Source organism: Akkermansia sp. NBRC 115031, assembly GCF_030268505.1.
In the GTDB taxonomy this organism is placed as follows: domain Bacteria; phylum Verrucomicrobiota; class Verrucomicrobiia; order Verrucomicrobiales; family Akkermansiaceae; genus Akkermansia; species Akkermansia massiliensis.
In genome coordinates, this window is sequence record NZ_BSQU01000009.1 from 1 (window position 1) to 20,871 (window position 20,871).

Annotated in this window: 19 protein-coding genes and 1 tRNA gene; 11 read left to right on the forward strand and 9 right to left on the reverse strand. The window is 58.8% G+C overall.

Translation table 11 applies throughout. The annotated features are described in order from the left end of the window. Positions 1-249 precede the first annotated feature (249 nt). A complete protein-coding gene (locus QSJ36_RS11785; protein ID WP_285468714.1) occupies positions 250-2,763 on the forward strand; it encodes an alpha-N-acetylglucosaminidase in 2,514 nt (837 codons plus the stop codon). Positions 2,764-2,833: 70 nt separating this feature from the next. Here the strand turns inward: QSJ36_RS11785 and QSJ36_RS11790 are convergent, their stop codons facing one another. Then, the gene (locus QSJ36_RS11790; protein ID WP_285468715.1) at positions 2,834-4,702 is read right to left on the reverse strand and encodes an OPT family oligopeptide transporter; all 1,869 of its coding nucleotides are present in this window, start codon (positions 4,700-4,702) and stop codon (positions 2,834-2,836) included. A 121-nt stretch (positions 4,703-4,823) separates the two neighbouring features. Between QSJ36_RS11790 and pyrF the strand changes: the two genes are divergently transcribed. The 3 genes from pyrF to QSJ36_RS11805 all read left to right on the forward strand — a co-directional run bounded on the left by pyrF (position 4,824) and on the right by QSJ36_RS11805 (position 8,221). Further along, on the forward strand, positions 4,824-5,609 hold the full coding sequence (pyrF, locus tag QSJ36_RS11795; RefSeq protein WP_257997002.1) for an orotidine-5'-phosphate decarboxylase: 786 nt from the start codon (positions 4,824-4,826) through the stop codon (positions 5,607-5,609). 125 nt (positions 5,610-5,734) lie between these two features. Further along, positions 5,735-6,508, forward strand: coding sequence for a TonB family protein (locus tag QSJ36_RS11800; protein ID WP_285468716.1), 774 nt, complete (start codon positions 5,735-5,737; stop codon positions 6,506-6,508). A gap of 21 nt (positions 6,509-6,529) precedes the next feature. Further along, positions 6,530-8,221: a putative manganese-dependent inorganic diphosphatase gene (locus tag QSJ36_RS11805; protein WP_285468717.1), complete on the forward strand. Its 1,692-nt coding sequence runs from the start codon at positions 6,530-6,532 to the stop codon at positions 8,219-8,221. Between the two features lie 111 nt (positions 8,222-8,332). Here QSJ36_RS11805 and QSJ36_RS11810 read toward each other — a convergent pair whose 3' ends face one another. The 3 genes from QSJ36_RS11810 to dnaX are packed head-to-tail and all read right to left on the reverse strand — an operon-like array spanning position 8,333 to position 11,948. Next, positions 8,333-9,373, reverse strand: a complete 1,041-nt coding sequence (locus tag QSJ36_RS11810) for an endonuclease/exonuclease/phosphatase family protein (protein WP_022395972.1) — start codon at positions 9,371-9,373, stop codon at positions 8,333-8,335. Between the two features lie 12 nt (positions 9,374-9,385). Further along, complete coding sequence (locus QSJ36_RS11815; RefSeq protein WP_215443634.1) at positions 9,386-9,700, reverse strand: YbaB/EbfC family nucleoid-associated protein; 315 nt, start codon at positions 9,698-9,700, stop codon at positions 9,386-9,388. Between the two features lie 34 nt (positions 9,701-9,734). Then, positions 9,735-11,948: a DNA polymerase III subunit gamma/tau gene (dnaX, locus tag QSJ36_RS11820; protein WP_285468718.1), complete on the reverse strand. Its 2,214-nt coding sequence runs from the start codon at positions 11,946-11,948 to the stop codon at positions 9,735-9,737. A 246-nt stretch (positions 11,949-12,194) separates the two neighbouring features. On the opposite strand from dnaX, the gene QSJ36_RS11825 reads away from it, so the two are divergent. The 4 genes from QSJ36_RS11825 (at position 12,195) to QSJ36_RS11840 (ending at position 14,262) form a co-directional block, all read left to right on the forward strand. Then, positions 12,195-12,944 carry a hypothetical protein gene (locus QSJ36_RS11825; protein ID WP_102722916.1) on the forward strand — a complete coding sequence of 250 codons (750 nt, stop codon included), beginning with the start codon at positions 12,195-12,197 and terminating at the stop codon, positions 12,942-12,944. Positions 12,945-12,991: 47 nt separating this feature from the next. After that, complete coding sequence (locus QSJ36_RS11830) at positions 12,992-13,807, forward strand: hypothetical protein (RefSeq protein ID WP_022395968.1); 816 nt, start codon at positions 12,992-12,994, stop codon at positions 13,805-13,807. Between the two features lie 73 nt (positions 13,808-13,880). Beyond that, a complete protein-coding gene (locus QSJ36_RS11835; protein ID WP_146018184.1) occupies positions 13,881-14,087 on the forward strand; it encodes a hypothetical protein in 207 nt (68 codons plus the stop codon). An 82-nt stretch (positions 14,088-14,169) separates the two neighbouring features. Further along, positions 14,170-14,262: transfer RNA gene (locus QSJ36_RS11840), tRNA-Ser, on the forward strand. A gap of 87 nt (positions 14,263-14,349) precedes the next feature. Here the strand turns inward: QSJ36_RS11840 and radC are convergent. From radC to infA, 3 genes are all read right to left on the reverse strand, one after another. Next, entirely contained in the window at positions 14,350-15,090 is a 741-nt protein-coding gene (radC, locus tag QSJ36_RS11845; protein ID WP_102726468.1) for a DNA repair protein RadC, read from the reverse strand. A 1-nt stretch (position 15,091) separates the two neighbouring features. Further along, positions 15,092-16,582: an NAD(P)H-hydrate dehydratase gene (locus QSJ36_RS11850; RefSeq protein ID WP_285468719.1), complete on the reverse strand. Its 1,491-nt coding sequence runs from the start codon at positions 16,580-16,582 to the stop codon at positions 15,092-15,094. Between the two features lie 95 nt (positions 16,583-16,677). Continuing rightward, positions 16,678-16,878, reverse strand: coding sequence for a translation initiation factor IF-1 (gene infA / locus QSJ36_RS11855; protein WP_031930865.1), 201 nt, complete (start codon positions 16,876-16,878; stop codon positions 16,678-16,680). A gap of 584 nt (positions 16,879-17,462) precedes the next feature. Between infA and rplM the strand changes: the two genes are divergently transcribed. The 3 genes from rplM to QSJ36_RS11870 all read left to right on the forward strand — a co-directional run bounded on the left by rplM (position 17,463) and on the right by QSJ36_RS11870 (position 18,854). Further along, positions 17,463-17,891 carry a 50S ribosomal protein L13 gene (rplM, locus tag QSJ36_RS11860; protein ID WP_022396002.1) on the forward strand — a complete coding sequence of 143 codons (429 nt, stop codon included), beginning with the start codon at positions 17,463-17,465 and terminating at the stop codon, positions 17,889-17,891. Between the two features lie 15 nt (positions 17,892-17,906). Continuing rightward, a complete protein-coding gene (gene rpsI / locus QSJ36_RS11865; RefSeq protein WP_022396003.1) occupies positions 17,907-18,302 on the forward strand; it encodes a 30S ribosomal protein S9 in 396 nt (131 codons plus the stop codon). 117 nt (positions 18,303-18,419) lie between these two features. Further along, a complete protein-coding gene (locus QSJ36_RS11870; RefSeq protein WP_102726367.1) occupies positions 18,420-18,854 on the forward strand; it encodes a hypothetical protein in 435 nt (144 codons plus the stop codon). Positions 18,855-18,858: 4 nt separating this feature from the next. Here QSJ36_RS11870 and QSJ36_RS11875 read toward each other — a convergent pair whose 3' ends face one another. After that, positions 18,859-19,296 carry a 23S rRNA (pseudouridine(1915)-N(3))-methyltransferase RlmH gene (locus QSJ36_RS11875; protein WP_022396005.1) on the reverse strand — a complete coding sequence of 146 codons (438 nt, stop codon included), beginning with the start codon at positions 19,294-19,296 and terminating at the stop codon, positions 18,859-18,861. Positions 19,297-19,302: 6 nt separating this feature from the next. Next, complete coding sequence (locus QSJ36_RS11880; protein ID WP_257228106.1) at positions 19,303-20,871, reverse strand: excinuclease ABC subunit UvrC; 1,569 nt, start codon at positions 20,869-20,871, stop codon at positions 19,303-19,305.

A 20,871-nucleotide genomic window follows, 5' to 3' on the forward strand; every position in this document is an offset into this window, starting at 1 on the left:
CGGGGCTTGTTCTTTTCTTGATGGAACGATCTTCCTTCCTCCGGCTAAGTGGAACATTTGGTGCATGCCGCCTGTCCGAGCCGTCGCGCTTTTGCCTCCTCCAAGCTCTTCGGTAAAAAATCAATAAGGGGGGCTATCCAGCTTTTCCCGCCATTGCATTACTCCTTGAAAGACACCGCGGATTTTGCATGTATAGTTGGTGCTATGCTTTCACATGCTTTTGCAGTCGGTTCGGTTCTGGGAACGGTCATGTCCCCGCTTGTTTGCGTCTCTGCCGCGGAAATGTCTCCCGTAGCGGCTGCTGAAGGCGTGGTGGCTCGTGTGACTCCATCTGCAAAAGGCGCCGTCTCGTTCCGCTTGAATCCGGCCATGGGCAACAAGATTACTATTTCTGGCGCTCCCGGAGGCATCCGGGTGGAAGCATCTGACGTGCGCCGCCTGGTAGCGGGGTACGGATGGTATCTGAAAAATATTGCCAAGGTACATTTTTCATGGAACGGAGACCGTCTAACGCTTCCCTCTCCGTTGCCTGCTCCGTCCACCCCTGTCACGATTGAGTCCCCGTGGAATACCGTTTTTGCGTATAATTACTGCACGCTGTCCTATACGGCGGCTTTCTGGGACTGGAACCGCTGGCAGCGCGAGATTGATTTTCTGGCTCTGAGCGGGTTTACGCACGCGCTGGTGACGGCAGGCCTGGAGAAGACCTGGGAGGATTTCCTCATTGGCTTGGGATATCCCCGTGAAAAGGCTCTCCGCTTCATCCCCAATCCCGCTTTTGCCGCCTGGTGGAATATGGGCAACCTGGAAGGACACGGAGGACCGTTGACCCAGCAGCAGATTGACAGGATGGCGCAGATGGGTAGGCGCATCGTGTCCCGCATGGAGCAGTTGGGCATGACTCCCGTCCTTCAGGGTTATGTGGGGTTTGTTCCTGCGGATTTTGCGGAGAACGTGCAGATGAAGGGGCTGAAGCTTATTCCGCAGGGGGAATGGGTCAATTTCAAAAGGCCGTGGGTTGTGGACCCCACTTGCGAGGCTTTTCCGAAGCTGGCCGCGGACTGGTACAAGGCTCTCCGCAAGGTATACGGCATTTCCGGAAAGATGTTCGGCGGGGATTTGTTCCATGAAGGCGGCAGCAAGGGCGACATTAACGTGACGCGCGCGGCGCAGGCGGTGCAGGGCGCCATGCAGAAGGCTTCACCGGGTTCTTCCTGGGTGATCCAGGCCTGGGGGGGCAATCCTTCCCGCGAGCTGCTGGCCGGTACGGACCCGAGGCATGCTCTTGTGCTGCAGCTCACCAAGGACATGGCTGGCGGCGAGAAGAATTTGAGGACTTTTGACGGCATTCCCTGGGTCTGGTGCGAGCTGGCCAACTTCGGCGGCAATACGGGACTGTACGGCGGGGTTCCCCTTCTGTCCCGGCTGGGGAATGATTTGGCCAGCTACAGGGACAAGGGCCTGGTGGGAATGGGCACCTTGTCCGAAGGGCTGGAAACGAATCCCCTGCATTACGCCCTCTTCTGCGACCGTTTATGGACGGTGGAGGATATTCCCGTCCGGGACTGGCTCAGGAAGTATGCGCGCCAGCGTTACGGCGCCGCTCCGGCAGCGGTCGTGCGGGCTTTGGAAATCCTGTCTTCCTCCATTTACAATCCCGCCCGTTCGCAGGAGGGGTGTACGGAGTCCATCATCTGCGCCCGTCCGTCCTGGGACGTCCGCAAGGCCTCCACGTGGTCCAGCGGAGAGAGGTATTACCATTTGGGCGACATCGTTAAAGCGGCCCGCGGTTATTTGAAGGCGGCCAATGACCAGCCGTCCCTGGTGAAGGAGGAGACCTTCCGCTATGATTTGGTGGATGTCGTCCGCCAGGCGCTCGCGGACGCCGCTTTTTACCAGCTCCAGCGGGTCAGGAGCGCTTTTGACGCCAGAGACGTACCTGCCTACAAGAAGCAGGTGAAGCTTTTCCTGTCCCTGGTTTCGGATATGGACGCCCTCCTGGCGACGGACAGCCAGTTCCTGCTGGGAACCTGGCAGAAGAAGGCGCTGGATTGGGGGAGCACCCGGCAGGAGAAGGCCTTGATGGACAAGTCCGCCAAGATGCTTGTTACCACGTGGATTGACCAGGCTCCCCGCGCGTTGAATGATTATTCCAACCGCCAGTGGGCCGGGCTTGTGGCCGATTTTTATCTGCCCCGCTGGAAGAATTTTTTTGAATCCCAGCTGGATGTGCTGACCGGAAAGAAGGACCGTGCCGCCGCCCAGGCCGCCTTCATGGATAAGACGGTCCGGGAGGAACTGGCCTTTGCCGGAAATGGAAAGGTGTATTCCACGAAGCCGTCCGGAGATGCTCTGGCCGTCGCCAACCGCGTGATGGGTGCCCACCGGGAAATGCTGGATGCCCTGAGCGCGGAAGAGAAGCATTCCGCGGGGACGCCGTGGGACCTCCAACAGGGATCCCCGCTGCAATTTAACGTGACGGACCAGGTAACCGGGCCAGGCACGTACACCGCCACCTTCCAGTGGAAGAACGGCCCCAGCGCCCTGAAGATTCATTCCGTCAAGTTATACGAGGGGAACAGGGAGGTGGCCGCAGATAATCATGAAGGCTGGACCGGCGTGGAGAATAAGGATAATTCCTACAGGCTTGACCTGAAGAAGTACCGGACCAACCTGGATTCCTATACCTTGAAGGCGGAGGTGAGCGGCGTTTCCGAAGGGGATTCCAAGGGTGAAATGACGTTGAAGAAGGAAGCCCGCTGACGCGATGCCGACCCTGGGCCGGATCTCTGGAATATGCTTTTTTCCGGAGATCCGGAGCCCGTCAAGGTATTTAGCGTGCCGCCTGGTAAATGCTGAACATCAGGATGGCCATGCCCGTCAGGGCCGCGCCGGCAATGATGCCGGAAGCGGTGGGGATTTTATATTCCTTGGATTTGGCACGGAAGAAGCGGTCCGCAGCCCAGCCGAGTACGGCCCCAGCAAAGAAGAGGAAGGAGTCGTTCCACTGGATGGCCCACGCCAGCCCGAAGCCGATGGGGGTGGGGAGCCATTTTCCCGCGGCGGGAAGGTAGCGGGGGACAAGCACCAGAATGAGGCCGAGGATGCCGCCCGCGATGATGGAGAGAACCTTGATGCTGTGCAGGTGGCTGAAGCCCATGCCCAGCGCTTCCGCCGTGGCCGCCCATGTTCTGGCCCCCGGCGCATTGAAGGCCTGGAGGGCGTCCACGTCCGGTACCATGGAGCGGAAGGCGAGCACGGAGACGAGGGTTCCCAGGAAGATTCCGGAGAACTGGGCGATGAATTGCTTGCGGGGATTGGCCCCCAGCAGGTAGCCCACCTTGAGGTCCACGAGCAGGTCTGCCGAAGAACTGGATGCTCCGGAGGTGATGTTGGCCGCCATCAGGTTGGCCGTCACGTGTCCCGGCGCGATTCCGCCGAAGATGAGCTGCGTGACTTTACCCATGGCTCCGGTGGGCGTGATGTTGGCCTCCCCGGTGATCCGGCAGACGACCAGCGCCAGGAAGAAGGAGATGACTACTGCAATGCAGCTCATCCAGTACGGAACGTCAAAGGTGACATGGGCCAGGTAGCCGAGGGCCGCCAGGGAGACGAGCTGCCCTGCCAGGAACCAGCTCATGGGCGTTTCTATTTTTTCCACGTCCGTCAGCTCACGCCTTTTAGTCAGGGAAAACATGGCGCCCAGGGAGGAGAAGGAGCGGGCGATGCTTTTCCATTGGAACAGGAAGGCCACGATGCTGGCGACGACCATGCAGGCGGTTCCTCCCCACAGGGTCCAGCCCACGCTGTCCCGGTAGCCCGCTCCCGCGGGAAGCAGTCCCTGGCTTTCCAGCCACGGTACGTAGAGAGCCCAGCAGACTGTACCGCCGATGAAGAGGCTGAGGGAAGTTTTCATGCCTACCAGCGCGCCCGCGCCCACGAACATGAGGTCCCATTTGAAGAAGATGGTGCGCTGGTACCAGTTGCCCAGGATTTGCTGCTGGGCGGCGCCCAGCCATTGTTCCCCTCCCGCCGCCATGGCGATGGCGTTGGCGGAGGCGAAGAGGGCGGAGTAAAGGAGTGCTTTGGCTTGCCCAGCCGCCTTTTTGCCTTCTGAATAGAGCACCTTGAGGGTTTCCGCCGTGGCGATGCTGTCCGGGAACCTGATTTGCTCAATGTTGATCATCTGGCGCTTCATCGGAATGGCCATGGTGACGCCCAGCACGGCAATGAAGAATATCCAGGCGAAGGTGACGCCCAGCGGCATGTGCTGCCCCGTCAGCAGGAGCAGGGCGGCTACCGCGGAGGTGAGCGTGCCTCCCGTGGAGTAGCCCGCGGAGCTGGCGGCGGACTGCATGCACGTGTTTTCCAGAATGGTCATGGGGGATTTGGAGATGCCCAGGCGCACGAAGGCGTTCCACAGGGCAAAGGAGATGATGCCCGCCGTCAGGGCCACCCCGAAGGACCATCCCATCTTAAGGTTGGCGTACAGGTTGGTGAGGGAGAGGATGGAGCCGAGGAGCATTCCTACGATGACGGCTCTCCAGGTAAGCTGCTTCATTCTGTCTCCGGAGCCCAGGTAGACACGGTCATACCATTGCTGTTCGATTTCATCCGGCGTGCCCCGGAAGCCGTCCAGGGGCAGCGGTTTTTCCAGGCAGGAGAGAGGAGCGGGGGAAGACTGGGATTCCGTTGGTGCCATACGGGCCGGAACATAGCATGTGCGGGCGCGGTGGAAAAGCCGTATCTGCCTTTTCCTTTCCTCCGGAACGCCCCCCGCTTGGGGCTTGCCTGCCCGTGGAGCCCGTGGTTTAATGAACGGCATGAGCCAATCTTTTACGGATAAACTTGCCGCCCGCATCAGAAAGACCGGTTCCGCCCTGTGCGTGGGGCTGGACCCGCGCCCCGTCATGGATGATTTGCAGTCGGTTCCCTCCCTGTTGAGGAAGGTCGTGGAAGAAACCGCTCCGTATGCGGCGGCGTTCAAGCCGAATATCGCCTATTTTGAGGCCATGGGCCTGCGCGGCTTGGAAATGCTGGAGGAGTTGCTCCCGGATATGCCGAAAGACGTGCCCGTGGTGCTGGACGCCAAGCGCGGCGACATCGGGGAGACGCAGAAGTATTATGCGCAGGCGTATTTTGAACGCCTGGGCGTGGATGCCGTCACATTGAGCCCCTTCATGGGGTATGATACGCTGGAGCCTTTTTTGAATTATGAAGGGAAGGGCATTTATCTGCTGGCGGTCACTTCCAATCCCGGTTCCGCGGACGTGGAGAGGCAGGAGCTGGCCGACGGCCGCAGGGTTTATGAACTGGTGGGGGACATGGTGCGCCGTTCCATGCAGGAAGGGCGCAAGACTTCCGTAGGCATGGTGGTGGGACTGACCAATGCGGATTCCTCCATTCTGGAGCGCATTCCGGACGCTCCCCTGCTGATTCCCGGCCTGGGAGCCCAGGGCGGCGATCTTTCCAGCCTGAGCGGTTCCGGACATGCGGCCCCCCCCCTGATTAACGTGTCCCGCGGCATCATGTACCAGAATCCGGAGCTTGGCTTTGCGGAAAAGGCCGGCAGATTCGCCCAGAGCATCCGGGAGGCATTGGGTTATTGATGTCCATGCGTTTTTCCGGCAGATAACAAAATGATAACGGGCTGCTTATGGCGGTGCAGGCGCTTGTCAAAGGGAAGGGCGCTGGTATATTAAACGGGCACTGCCCTTCTCCCTGCCCGTTTTTTATGGATGAAAAGCCCGGAATTGTAAGATTCACGCCCCGTTCCACTTCCAAGTCCGCCATGCTGATTGCGGTGGCGGTGGCCGTGGGCGTTCAGGTGGCTTTGTGCGCCGTGCTGGTAGCCATTCATTTTCAGGAGCTGTGGCTGCCCGCCGTGCAGAACGGGGAGGTGGAAATGGAGTTTGTGCTTCCTTCCGAGGAGGTTCTTCAGGAGCTGGCGGAAGTTCAGCCCGTGCCCGTAGAGCCGGTCGCGGCCCCTTCCACGGTCAGCCCCGTTCCGGAAATTTCCGCAGATGAAGACCTGCTTGCGATGAAGCTGCCGGAGAATGAGGATTGTTCCGACATGAAGGATTTTCTTCCAGAGGAGACTCCCACGGAGTATTTGCCGGAGGAGCTTTCCAGCATGCGGATTTCCATGAGGGAGGTAAAGCCCAGGCGTCCCGTGAAGACTCCGGCGGTTTCCCTGCCGGGGCAGCTTAGCCCGGATGAGAACGTGACTCCTGATAAAAAGGTGCGTTATAAACATGCTCCGTCCTTGCCCAATTCCGTCAATTCTTCTAGAGTCGGGAAGGTGAATGCCGTGGTGAAAGTAGTGGTGGGGGTGAATCCCCGTGGCGAACCTTCATCCGTCAATCTCCTTCAATCAACGGGAAATGCGGAACTGGACCGTCTTTTCATGCGCTGGGTGAAAGAGAATTGGACTTTCTATCCGGCAGAAAAAGACGGCGCGCCCATTGCTTCCAAGGTGGTGGTGCCCGTCAGGTTGAATATAGATTAACCTGCGCAGGAGATAAGAGAGATGCTTCCGGAGAAAATAGAGAAAAGGCCCATTTACGTGATCGGCCACCAGAATCCGGATACGGATGCCATTTGTTCCGCCATAGGGAATGCGGAGTTTTTAAGAACCCATGGCGAACCTGACGCGGTTGCCGCCAGATGCGGGGAGATGACGCTGAGGACATCCTGGGTGCTGGAAAAAGCCGGGGTGCCGGAACCGGTGCTGATTCATGACGTGACGCCTACCGCGGGAACCATCTGCCGCCGTGACGTGATCAGCGTGAGTCCGGACGACACGTTCCTGACGGCGTACCGCCGGATGACGGAGAACTCCCTTCAAACCATTCCGGTGATTGACGCGGACCACAATCTTTACGGCCTGTTGCGTTATTTTGATTTGCTGAGCCTGCTGATGCCCCTGAACATGACGGAGATGAATGTGCGCTCCGTTTTTTCCAGCCTGAGCAACATTGCCACCACCATTGACGGCAAATGCCTGACCGGGGAGACCCTGAGCGAGGAGGAAACGCAGAATATTCTTCTGGTGGGCGCTTCCAGCGAGCCGAGCGTCCGGACGAGGCTTGCCAATTACAAGAGAAAGGGCATCGTCCACGATCTGATCGTTATCTGCGGGGACCGCCCGAATGTGCAGCTGTATGCCGTGGAGCACGGCGTGCGCGCTCTGGTGACCACGTCCGGGGCTTTCCCTTCCCTGGATATTATTGAGACGGCCCAGACGACGGGTACATGCATTTTAAGCACCCCGTGGGATACGGCCAGCGTGGGGCAGCTTATCCGCTGCTCCCGGAAGGTGAGGGAACAGGTCCACAAGGATTACACGGTTTTCCCGGAGAACATGCCGCTGCCCGAGTTGAGGCAGGCCGCCGTGAAGCGCAAGCAGGCGCTGTTCCCCGTGATGAGCATCAAGACGAACAAGATGATCGGCGTGCTGAGCAAGACGGATCTGGTGGATCCACCCCGTACGCGCGTGGCCCTGGTGGACCACAATGAGTTTTCACAAGCCGTGAAGGGAGTGGAGGAAGCGGAAATTGTGGAGGTGATGGACCACCACCGCCTGGGCACCCAGCTTTCCACACGGGACCCGATCCGCTTCCTGAATGAACCCGTGGGCTCCACTTCCACCCTGGTGGCGCGCAGGTTTTACCACCGTGATGCGGAGCCTTCCCAGGCGGTGGCGATTTGCCTGTGCGCCGGGATTCTTTCAGATACGCTGAACCTGACGTCTCCCACGACGGCGCGGGCGGACCGGGAAATGCTGGAATGGCTGACCGGCATTGCCAGGATAGACGCCAAGAAGTTCACGGAGGAATTTTTTGCCACCGGTTCCCTGCTGCGTTCCAAAACGGCGCCCTCCGCGATTGTCCAGGCGGACAGGAAAACCTTTACCGAGTACGGGCACAAGATCAGCATTTCACAGATTGAGGAAATAGGCATGTTCGGCCTGAAGGAAGTTCAGGATGATCTTGTGAAGGAGCTTCAGAAGCTGGTGGAAGAGGAAGGATTGAAGCTGGCGTGCCTGTTGGTCACGGACATTGTCACGCATGATTCCATGCTGCTGGCCGTCGGGGATGAAGAGGTGCTGGAGCACATTGAGTACGAGCGGCTGGGCCCCAACTTGTTTTCCGCCGCCGATGTGGTCAGCCGCAAGAAGCAGCTTTTCCCGGCTATTTCCCGTGCGCTGAAAACCTTGTAGGTTTCCGGAGAAAATTCTTTCCCCGTAAAGTAAAAGCGCCTCCGTTTGGGGAGGCGGATCGAGAAATTCCTTCTGCCGGAGCGGAATGGCGCGGCCGTGTGGAAAGGGGAATCAGGGCATGGCAATGTCTGCCAGGATGGAGCGGCGGACGGTGTCCGGTATTAGCACGGTGGCGGCTCGCTCGGGTTTGAGCGGCGGCGTGCAGAAAACACGGTCCAGGCGCAGCAGCGGGAAGTTGACGGGTTGAGTGGCTCCGTATCCGGCTCCCTTCAGTTTGAAGCAATCCTGAAAATCGGCGCTGAGCTTGGCGAAAATAGGGGATTGGGGCGCGGCGCTGAAGTTTCCGGCCAGGATGATGGGCAGTTCACCGTGCTGGCTTCCTACCTCCCGCAGGGTGTCAAACAGGTATTGAAGCTGTTTGCGGTGAATGAACCGGAGCGTGTGGAAGTATTTCCAGCAGGCGGGGGAGTACAAGTCAAAGCGGTGTTCAAAAGGCTCCAGGCTGATGTTGATGAGCCGTATCGCCAGGGAAGAATTTTCCGGTATCCAGTCCACGATGAGTCCGGCTGTGTCCGTGATGCTTTGGGCCGGACCAATCTGCCCGTGCCGCACGATGATGGCGCAGCTGCCTATCTGCTTGATGTAGGAAGTGCGTCCGAAAATACTGTAGGCGAATTTGAGTGTCCGGTTGTGGTTGCTGCATCCCTGGATGAAGATGACGTCTGCTCGGAGTTTGGAGATTTGTTCAATGGGCGGATTTTCCACACAACCCCCGTACAGGGTGAGAACCCTGATTTGCCGGGCATCCGGAGCCGGCGGCATTTTGTAATACTCCATTCCCGTTCTGGAAATGGGAGGAAGAAAGTCCGTAATGACGATGCCGTACGCAAACCAGATAATGACGCCAAGCAGCCCTATCCGGGAACCGAAGACCAGCCATGCAATAAGCGCCGGGAAGGAGAAGATGAGGCAGCATGCCCAAGTGGGCAGTGACGTCATGAAGGCCATTGTGTCCGAACCGGTCCAGAAGATGGTGACGACGATGACCCACAGGCACAGAGAGACGCCGCCCAGCGCTATTCCCAGGTGGTTGACCCCGGATAACGCTGGCAGTGGTTCCGCCAGATGTTTGCGTCTTCTGAGCCGATGCACGGTGGTGGTAGGTTAAAGGCCCATGCCGGGAGGGAGGCCCATGCCGCCCGTCAGTTTTTTCATTTCCGCCGCCGCGGTTTCCTTGCCCTTGGCTATGGCGGCATTGATGGTTTGCAGGAGCAGGTCCTGGAGGAATTCTGAATCGGACGGGTCGATGATGGAGGGATCAATCACCAGCTCCGTGAGGTTTCCGTCACAGGTGGCGGTAACTTTCAGCTTGCCGCCCGCGCCTTCCGTGGTAACGGTCTGGGAGGCCAGCTTTTCCTGGGCGGCGGCAAGTCCGGCCTGCATTTGCTGGACCTGCTTCATCATTTTCATCATGTTCATGGCTGTCGTATTTGGAAGTATGGGTTGATGTTGTTTATTGGGAAATGATGCGGGCGCGGAATATCTCCATGGCGGCGTCAATCAGGGGGTCCGTATAGTAGGAATTATCTTCATCTTTCTCCCGGGCGGGTTCCTGAACGGCTGCGGCGGGTTTTTCCCGCGGCGCCTGGGGTTTGGGAGAAGGTGCGGAGGCCGCGGGGGGGGGAGGCGCCGGCAGCGGGGCCAGTTCTTCCTGAACCGGCTCCGGCACGGAGGAATCCTGGCGGATGGAAATGGTGACGGGGACTCCGCCGCGTTGGGAAAGGTCCGCTTCCAGGGCCGCCCGCAGGGGGCCGGATCCGAGGCTGTCCATTCCCTGATGGTCGGAGGGATGAAAGGAGATGGCGACGAATGCGCCGTCATGGCCGGAGAAAACGCTGTTGGCCAGAAAGTCCGCCTGGAGGGGGAAGTTGGCGGCGGCACGTTCCAGCGCCGCTTTCCAGTCCTCCTCCGTGATGGTTCTTCCGGATTGCGGGGCAGGGGCTTCCGGTTCCTCTTTTACCATGGGAGCAGGGGTGCGGGAAGGAGCGCTTGCCGTGTCGAACAGGTTGTCAAAGAAGCTGCTGGTGCGCCTTTCCGGCGGGAGGTTTTCTTCAGGGTCCATGAAAGTGGGTTCCGGAGAATCCGGAGGAGCCACCGGGGCATCGGAGATGGCAGAGGCGGGACGTTGAGGCTCTTCCGGGGTGTCGGAAGTGGGCTCCGGCCGCGGTTCAGGTGCGGAACAGGAAGGCTCTTCCTGCGGAATGGCGGGGGAGGGGGCTTTTGCAGCAGTTACGGGAGGTTCCGGCGCGGGATCAGTGGGCTGCGGTTTGGGTTCTTCTGCGGGAGCCGGGGCTGGTTGCGCACTGGCAGGTTCGCTCGCCTGTACCGCGGGAGCCGGGAATGGGTTGGCCGGGGAAAAGTCCGGAACCGGGTCCATCAGGTGTTCTTCCGGAGCGGGCTCCGGATTTTCCGCAGGAACGGGCGGCTGGGCGTTTGCCGGAGGCTCCGGCGCAGGGGCCGGGGCGGCGGGCGCGGGCATCTCTTGTTCCTGGCGCGGAGCGGGTGCCGGAGAGGAGGATGGGACGGAGGATGCCAGGGGGGCGCCTTCCAGCGCCATGATAATATCGCTGATGCTGGCTTCCGCGAGAGCGTGAACGGCCTTGATCAGGCCCATTTCCAGATGCAGCCTTTTGTTGGTGGACCAGCGCATCTTGTCTTCCGTTTCCGCCAGCACTTCCACCAAGCGCAGGATTTTGTCCGTCTGGGTGCGTTTGACGAGTTCGGAAAGTTCCTCCTTGGAGGATTCCGGCAGGGAATCGAAGCTGGCCTCCGGGTCAACCTTGGAGACCAGGATTTCACGCACGGCGGAGATGATTTCAGAGAGGAACTGGCCCATGTCTCTTCCAGCTTCCGCCTGTTCATGCAGGAGGTGCAGGAGGGAGGGGAGCTCCTTGTTCAGAATCAGCGCCAGCGCATGGGCTACGGTTTCCCGGGACGTGATGCCGAAGATGTGAAGCACCTGCTGTTCTTCAATGTGGTCTCCGCAGAAGGAAACAAGCTGGTCCAGCATGGATTGCGCGTCCCGCATGCCTCCGTCCGCCACCTTGGCGACGGCAAAGGCCGCTTCCCGGCTCAGGCTCACTCCTTCCGCAGAGGCGATGTGAAGCAGGTGTTCCGCAATGATTTCAGAGGGAATGGGGCGCAGGTCGAAGCGCTGGCAGCGCGACAGGATGGTCGGCAGAATCTTGTGGGGTTCCGTAGTCGCAAAAATGAATTTGACGTGGGGGGGCGGCTCCTCCAGCGTTTTCAGCAGGGCGTTGAAGGACTCCTTGGTGAGCATGTGCACTTCATCTATATAGACGATGCGGAAATTGCCCCTGCTGGGAGCGAATCGCACGTTGTCCCTCAGGTCACGGATGTGGTCGATGCCGCGGTTGGATGCGCCGTCTATTTCCAGGACGTCCAGGCTGCGCCCTTCCGCTATTTCCTCGCAGATGTCTTCGTGCGGGTCAAAGTCCACCCTGGGACCGCCGCTGCAATTCAAGGCTTTTGCAAAAATTCTGGCGGTAGATGTTTTTCCCGTTCCGCGGGGGCCTACAAAAAGGTAGGCGTGGGCGAGGCGGTTGTGCTCAATGGCGTTTTTCAACGTCTGGACGACATGATCCTGTCCAAGGACGTCATCGAATGTCAGAGGACGGTATTTTCTGGCAAAGACCTGGTAACTCACGGTTCAGAAAGACTAGAAGATGAGTCCGTGTTTGAAAAGAAAATAGAGCGTAATTGTTTTAAAATGTTGATAAGAGAACTCTTGCGGTATCCTGTTACGGAGCTTCCCTGAAAAAAATATCAAGAAAACAGTGAGGATGACATTTTGATGTTGAAATCTGAAAATGTTCATGCCAATCTCACAAAAGTAACAGGAACCTTCTCATCTCTATTATTTCCTATGTGGGTCAAAGTATCAATAGCAGCCTTGGTCATTGCTCTTCTCGGCGGAGCCATGTATTATCTTGATAACGAGGAAGCTCTAACCAAGGAGCGTAAGGAATGCGTCTCCCGTTATAAGAACCTGAACGGTCTTCGCGGCGAGTTTACGGAAGAAAAGACAAAATATGTCGACTTCCTGGTGAAGAATGAGGCTTTGACGAACGATATCAACGCCCTGACCAAGCAGAAGGACGAGCTGGAAGCCAAGAACCAGGAGCTGGCCGCCGCCAATGAGGCCAAGAAGACGGACCTCCAGGCGCAACAAACAGCCCTGGCGGAACTTCAGTCCAAGAGCAAGGACATGGAAAGTATCCAGGCCATTGCGGACAAGATCAAGGGACTGGAAGAAGAATCCAAGCAGCTGGAAGTAGTCAAGCAGGCGGAGCAGGGCAAGCATGACGCCATCGTTGCTGAAACGGAACAGCTTGTCGTGAACAATGCGGCCCTTCGCCAGCTCAAGGCGGACCAGGATGCGCACCTTTCCCCGCCCAATCTGAAAACGCGGGTTTCCCAGGTGATTAATGATTTCAATGTAGTTGTGATTGACGGCGGTGCTGCCGACCTGGGCGTAGTGCCCGGCTCCAAGCTGGCCGTGATGAGGGACGGCAACAAAATTGCCGAACTTGACGTAAGCGCTGTTGAATCCCGTGTTTCCACGGCCACCATTCTCCCCAGCACGGTAACCGCCGGCGAACGTGTTGAAGCCGGAGACGTCGTTGTATCCGTTCGTCCCTAGTCCTTTCCCGGTTCAATACACACCATACACTCTCACATACATACACAATGAAAACTGTCTTAGTAGTTTTATTGATTCTTGCAGCAGGTGCGGGCGCCTGGTTCTCCGGTCTCAGCGGCCTCTTCGGCGTCAACGGCCAGTATCAGGACTTCAAGGAGATGATCACCTACCGCAAGGTTCTGGACAAGGAAATCCGGAATTGGACGGGATTGCGCAATGACATGATCAAGAACCGCGGTCTGGCTGCGGAGGAAAACCTCAGCCTGACCTCCAACAAGGCCTCCGTGACCCAGCAGCGTGACGAACAGCTCTCCAAGGAAACGGAGCTGAAGGAAGAAGAAGTCCAGCTGAATGCGGACCTGTCCAAGATCAACAAGCAGATGGATGAACTGAAGGCCAAGCTGAACGACTTCGGCGTTTCCAGCGTGCAGGAAATCCAGGCGAAAATGGAATCCATGGAAGCCTCCAACAAGAAGCTTCAGGAAGACATTGACCAGATCAAGAGCGCTACGGAAGTGGCCGCCAAGAAGCGTGCCGAGCAGGCTACCGAGCTGGCCGGACGCCAGAAGGAACAGGCCGAATACCGCGCCGCCCTCGCCAAGAATGGAGATGAATATCCCGTTCTGTCCGTGGACCCGCAGTGGGGCTTTGTGGTGATTGGCGCCGGGCAGGGCAGCAACATTGATCCGAATACGGTTCTGCTCGTTACCCGTGACGGCCGCAGCATCGGCAAACTGAAGGTGACCTCCCTGGAAAAGAACCAGACGGTGGCTGACATCGTCAAGGACAGCGTGCCCGCCGGCATGAGCATCCAGCCCGGCGACATGGTGCAGCTTCTGCGTCCGTTGCAGTCCGCCAAATAAGGTTTCTGCCGCGTATTTTCCTTGAACCCCGCTGTGCCCTCCGGCATAGTGGGGTTCAACTTTTTAAAAGGAAATGATGAAACGATTCACAGCCTCCCTTTTGCTTACGTCTTTCTCCCTTCTTCTGGTCTCTTCCTGCTCCTGGCTGATGGAGCCGAAGGAACGGGAGCGTGTTCCGCAGCCGCCCCCCGGCCCGGAAAAGAGCGCTCTTCCCCATAACAAGACCCAGAGATTTGAAGCGGAAGCTACGCTGGGACCGCTGGCTTCGCCAAGACGTTAAAGGCGTTCAAATAACGGTTGGCGGTGATTCTGTTCTTTACAGCATCCCGCAAACCGGATACAAACGCTCCCGATTTCCAAGCGGAGAGATGGCTGAGCTGGTCTAAGGCACTCGACTCGAAATCGAACGTGGGCTTTAAAACCCACCGTGGGTTCGAATCCCACTCTCTCCGCCAGTTTTTTTTAAGAGAAAGCCCGTCGCAAGACGGGTTTTTTGTTTTTATCAGGCGTCATTCCGGAAGAAAATTCGCAGGAACGGTTGTTTAATGATAGAGAGGGAGGCCCTTGTCGGCTTCCCGGAGCCGGTCTCCGTTGGGGTGGTTATAGCTGTAATAGTTTCTGCGAACGGTTTCGGTAGGTTTTCCGATGATCACGTGGTCCAGGAACCGGACGCCCAATAGCTTGGCGCATTCCCGCACGCGTTCGGTCAGGAGGTCGTCCGGGCGGCTGGGAGTCGGGTTCCCGCTGGGATGGTTGTGCGCCAGGACGAAGCCGTAGGCATTGTGGATGACGGCGGGACGCAGAATGTCGCGCGGATGGGCGATGGATTCGTTCAGGGTGCCGCTGGAAATTTCCACGGGTTTGATGAGACGGCTTTTGGTATCCAGCAGCAGGACGAGTACCGTCTCCTTGTCTTTCCAGCGCATGGCTGTTACCAGGTAGTCATAGACGTCTTCCGGCGTTTGGATGGGTTGCCGGGCCAGCGTTTCCCGGAGGGCCCGCGCTCCCAGTTCAAAGGCGGCGCTCAGCGTGGCCGCTTTCGCCATGCCTATTCCCTTGCAGATGTCCGCTATTTCTGCGGCCTCCATGTGGGCCAGGGCGTCCAGAGAGCCTGCCGACTGGATCAGGTCCGAGGACATGTCCAGCACGTTTTTTCCCTTGATGCCCATCCGCAGGAAGATGGCGAGCAGTTCCGCATTGCTGAGGCTGTGCCTTCCCTGGCGGAGCAGCTTTTCCCGCGGCAGGGATTGGAAGGGAAGATCCTGGAGTTTTCGGTAGGCCATTTTAGTAACAGAGACGTGCGGTGGAAAGAATGGCGGCGGGCAGATGGCGCAGCGTGTCTCCCGCCGTCAGTGTCTGCTGGGTGGAATCTCCGGCGGAGATGGCTATTTCAGAAGCTCGCCCGCAGAGATAGGTTCCCAGAACGGCGGAGACCAGCAGGGATTCCCCCTGGGCCATGAATCCGCCGCAGACGCCTGCCAGCACGTCTCCCTGGCCGGCGGTAGCCATGCCGGGGCCTCCGGTGATGTTGTAGAAGAGAGGTTTTCCCCGCTGGGTGACGATGGTGCGGGCCCCTTTGTAAATCAGGGCCGCTTCATGCTCCGCCAGGAAGCAGTCTGCGATGTCCGCCCGGATGGCGCAGTTGTCCGCGTCCGGCAGCAGACGGCGGATTTCCCCATGGTGGGGTGTCGCCAGAATATGTTCTCCCAGGCTCCATTGCATGGCGGCGGCCAGATTAAGGCCGTCCGCATCCAGGACGGTGGGAGTGCCGGTTTCCAGAATGAGGCGGATGGCTTCCGCGTCTTCCTCCGATACGGAGCCGATGCCGGGGCCAATGAGAAAGGCGCTGAACGTCCGGATGGAGACGTCCGCATAACTGTCCACGGGTTTGACCATGACTTCCGGCGGCATGGACGGCGCTATGAGGGGATAGACGTTCCGGTGGACGTGGAGCGTCACCAGTCCGGCTCCGGCCCGGAGGGCGGCTTCACAGCAGAGCCTGGCAGCGCCCAGCATTCCTTCCGATCCGGCAATGACGCCGATGTGCCCGCGTTTGTTCTTATAGTCCGTATAGGGTCTTGCAGAGAGGAATTTAGTGAGCCGGGAGGAGGTGATGAGTTCCGTGGCGGGAAGCGCCTGCACATGGAGGCCGGGAAGGTCGATGCAGGCCAGGCGCCCCGCATGCAGGGTGGCGTCGTCATCCAGCAGCCCCTGCTTGACCGCTCCTATGCACATCGTGAAATCCGCCTCTACGGCATTTTCCTGGGGCATCCCCGTATCCGGGTCAACTCCGGTGGGAAGGTCGATCGCCACCGTGCGCACGGCTCCGCAGCGGTCCCGCAGGTAGTTCATTTCCGCGCAGAGGGCGGAGATTTCCTTGCGGAGCAGCCCTTTTGCTCCAATGCCCAGCAGGCCGTCCAGCAGAATCATGGGCTTGCCCGTACGGGGCAGTGGCGCTTCCTGGTATTCCTGGGGCGGAGGAGATATTTCCGCGAGCTGCCGCGCGGGCAGTTCCCCCCATTCCGCGCGCGGGTAGGCGGCGCGGAAACCTGTTTCCCAGCCATGCTGTTTCAGGATATTGAGGACGGTGAGGGCGTCTCCGCCGTTGTTGCCTTTCCCCACGTAGGCTATGCATAACCCGGGGACGGGAAAGAACTGCATGACGGCTTCCGCAATGCCGGCGGAAGCCAGCTTCATGAGGGTTCTGGCCGGAGTTCCGTTGATGATGAGCTCGCGTTCCGCGATCTGCATATTTTCCGTGGAGCAAACTTTCATGGCGCGCTGATGGGATCAGTGTGCACTGTACGTTAAAAAACCTTCTCCTGCAAGCCGGAGAAGGTTTTTCGCAAAAGGAGTGAATCCGGGGGCGGTTAACCGATGCGGAACGTGATGCGCGCCTTGGTCATGTCGTAGGGGGACATTTCCATGCGCACCTTGTCGCCCACAACGATTTTGATGAAGCGCTTGCGCATCTTGCCGGAAATGTGGGCCAGCACCTCGTGCCCGTTGGGCAGGCGCACCTTGAACATGGTGCCCGCCAGCACGGCGCAGATGGTGCCTTCCACTTCAATTTCGCTTTCGGAGTTTTCTTCCTTGGGGGCCGATTTGCTGAAATGCCTCCTGCCCTTGGTGTGGCGGCCCCCGCCTCCCTGAGGGCGCGGCCGGTTGGGTCCGCCTCCGGGGCGTGGTCCTCCGCCTGTTCTGGCGCCTCCCGGGCCAGCGGACTGTCCGGCCGGGCGTGCCGGGCCGGTGCCACTCCCGGCGGGCCGGGGCTGTCCGGGACGGCTGGCGTTGCCGGCCGGTCTTGTGCTGCTGCCTGCCGGCCTGGGGCCGGGGCGGGAATTCTGACCGCCGCTGGGGCGGTTGCTGGGTCTTGGATTCGGGCTGATAGGATTCTCCTTGTAAGGTTAAAATGAACGCGCGTGTACGAATTTTCGCGCAGGCGAATAATAGGCCATATTTCCACGAGGGCAAGTCCTGAATGTGGAAACGCCGCAATTAAGCCGCGATTCTGCGGAAGGGACGGAAAAAAGGCCGCAAAAGGGGAGTAAAAGAGAAAAAGTATTTGACATTTACGCGAATAATCATTAGGAATGCGCCCCCGAATTGGAAGATTACGGCAGGATGCCGAAAAACGAGAACGAAGAATTGAACCATGAAGACCTTCTCAGCCAAACCGCAAGAAGTAGAGCGCAAATGGTATGTTATAGACGCTGCCGACAAGGTGCTCGGCCGTGTTGCCGTTGAAGCGGCTAACATTTTGCGTGGCAAGAACAAGACAATTTTCACCCCCCACGTTGATTGTGGCGACTTTGTCATTATCGTGAACGCGGACAAGGTGGTGCTGACCGGCAACAAGGAAAACGCCAAGATTTACACCCGTTTCTCCGGATACGTCGGCGGCAAGCAGGTGGACACTCCGCGGAAAATCCGCGCCCGCCGCCCCGAACTTCTTCTGGAACTGGCCGTCAAGGGCATGGTGCCCCACACCCGCCTGGGCCGTCAGCAAATGACCAAGCTGAAGGTTTATGCCGGCGCCGGTCATCCTCATGAAGCCCAGCAGCCCACTGCCATCACTCTCTAATTGATTTCCCCAGACATGAGTCAGACAACCCCATACAACGCCACCGGCCGCCGCAAGACCGCCATTGCACACGCTTGGCTTACTGAAGGTGCCGGCCGCATCACGATCAATCGTCGCGGTTTTGAAGAATACCTTCCCACCGTCCAGTTGCAGAACGCCGTTCTCCAGCCCTTCCAGGTTACCAACACCATGAACAAATTCGACGTGAACGTCGTCACCAAGGGCGGCGGCATTCACGGCCAGGTGGGCGCCATCCGCATGGCGATTGCCCGCGCTCTGGTTCAGGTTGATGAAGCTTCCCGCGCCCAGCTGCGTGAATTCGGTCTTCTGACCCGTGATTCCCGCATGAAGGAACGTAAAAAGCCCGGTCGTCCCGGCGCCCGCAAGCGTTACCAGTTCTCCAAGCGCTAAGCTTGGCTGGCTGCGAAGGAACTGGCTTTACCATTTCTTTCTCGGAAAAGGAGTGCTCCCTGCGGAGTACTCCTTTTTCGTTGCAGGGGAAGCTGGTTGCTGTTACGATTAATTATTATGGAAGAAGGTCGGCAGCAGGACGGAATTCCGGATTCTTCTCCGGAAGAAGAAAAAACGGAAAGAAGCGTTTTCCCTATTGCTCCTTTACTGCTTGCGCCGCTTTTTCTGGTGATAGCCTCTTTTCTGAAACATTCCCATCGCATGGCGGGCAATGTCTCCGGCCTCAGGAAGGTAGAATACGGTCCTGCTTTCCCTTTGTTTCAATTTGCAGGCGTGGCCTTGTATTTCTATCTGGCTTACGTGGCCTTTAAGAAAGGCTTTCCCGGCTGGGGCTGGGTGTTTGGTTCCCTTGCGGTGGCGTTCAATCCTTTTCCGGCGTTTGCCACGGGAATTGCGGGCGACTCCATGGCATGGGGTGTGGCCGTGCTCGCGGCCGCTTCCGTGACGGTGAAAGCCTTGATGGACTCACCGCGGCAGCGAGGAAAGCTTTAGCCGTTTACCGGTGGTACGGCGTTCCCGCCAGAATGGTATGGCAGCGGTAAAGCTGTTCCAGCAGGACGACGAGCGCCAGCTCATGCTGGAGGGTGAATTTGCTCAGGGCCAGGATATGGCCGCACCGGGAACGCAGTTCTTCCGTGTGGCCGTCCGAGGCCCCGATGAGGAACGCGATGCGGCGCACGGAACGCATCTGCCAGTCCCGCGCCAGTTTGACCAGCTTCTCCGTGGTCCAGAGTTCTCCGCGTTCGTCCATGGCGATGCGCAGGCAGCCCTCGCTGGCGGCCAGCAGGCGTTCTGAAACGTCTTTGGAGCTTCCGTCTTTGACGAGTTTGAGTTCCGTCTTGCCGAAAGGCTTGAGGCGGTTGAGGTAGAGTTCCACGCCTTCCCGGGCATAGCCCAGGGCCGGCTTGCCTGCGGCCAGAATCAGGAATTGCATGAGAAGTCAGGAATTGGAGGATGAATTGAGGTAGTTCAGCAGGTTGCGGGCCCAGGTTTCCGAAATGCCGCGGATGGCGGCGATGGAAGCCGGGTCCGCCCTTTTGATGGCGGCCACGGACTTGAATTTTTCCAGCAGCATGCTTTTTTTTGCCGCGCTCATGCCCGGGGCGTCGTCCAGGGCGCTTTCCCGCATGCGCTTCCGGTAAAGCAGTTCGTTATAGCCGTTGGCGAAGCGGTGGGCTTCGTCGCGGATGCGCTGCATGAGCTTGAGAGCTCCCGTGCTGTGCGGCAGGCAGAGGGGCTGTGGCTGGTGGGGGAAGAAGATTTCCTCCCGCTGCTTGGCGAGGCCGACGATAGGCATGTCACCCAGTCCGATGGCTTCCAGATCGGCCAGGGCGGAGGAGAGCTGGCCCTTGCCGCCGTCCACCACCACCAGGTCCGGAACCTTGATGGGGGCTTTTCCTTCTCCGCTGAGCTTTTTGAGCCACCGGTACAGGGTCATGTCCGCGGGCCGTGAGGCTACGGCGTCGCTCTCCGCCAGAATGCGGGAGTAGCGCCTCCGGATCACTTCAGACATGGAGGCGAAGTCATTCTGCCCGTCCACCGTGCGGATGCGGTAGCGGCGGTAGGCCTTGTTGTCCGGTTTGCCGTTGGTGAAGCGCACCATGGAGGCCACGATGTGGTTGGAGGAGACGTTGGAAATGTCAAAACATTCCATGATGGCTGGAGGCTCTTCCAGGCCCAGGGCCAGCCCCAGTTCCTTCATGTCTTCTTCCGGGCGCACGGTGCCGGGCAGGTTGGGCGTTCCCTTCTGGAACCGCCGCGCGGGCTCCAGAACCTTGACCAGGTTGTCCCGGATGTCCCGCAGGTACGCTGCGCGCTCGAAGTCCAGCTCGTCGGAGGCCTGCATCATTTCCCGGGTGAGCTCGTCCAGAGTGCTTTTTTTGCCGGTCCCCTCCAGCAGGCGCGCCGCCTGGTCGAAGTTCCGGTTATAGTCGCTCACGGAAATGCGCCCGATGCACGGGGCGGAGCAGTTGCGTATCACGTCCGCATGGCAGTGCTTGAACTCGTGGAGACCCGGATTTTTGGCCTTGCAGGTCCGCAGCCGGAAATGCCGGTTCAGCCATTCCTGCGTGGCGTAAAGCGCCTGGGAGTGGACAAAGGGGCCGAAGTAGCGCGCTCCGTCGTCCTTGCGCACCCGCGCCAGCTGGAAGCGCGGCAGTTTTTCCCCCTTGGGAATCTTCAGCAGGGGATAGCGCTTGTCATCCTTCATCTGGATGTTGTAATGCGGGCGGTACTGCTTGATGAGCTTGCTTTCCAGCAGAAAAGCCTCCTGGTCGTTCCTGGTTTCAAAGTAGTCGAATGACGCAATGGCATTGATGAGCGCCCTTGTCTTGTGGTTGGACAGGGTGGCCCCCGTGGGGGAAAAGTAGTTGCCCAGGCGGCGGTGGAGGTCCTTGGCCTTGCCCACGTAAATGGTATTCCCCAGGGCGTCTTTCATGATGTAAACGCCGGGTTTATGCGGAGTTTGCCTCCAGAGTTCCTTCAGAGATGGTTTCTCACGATCTGCCAC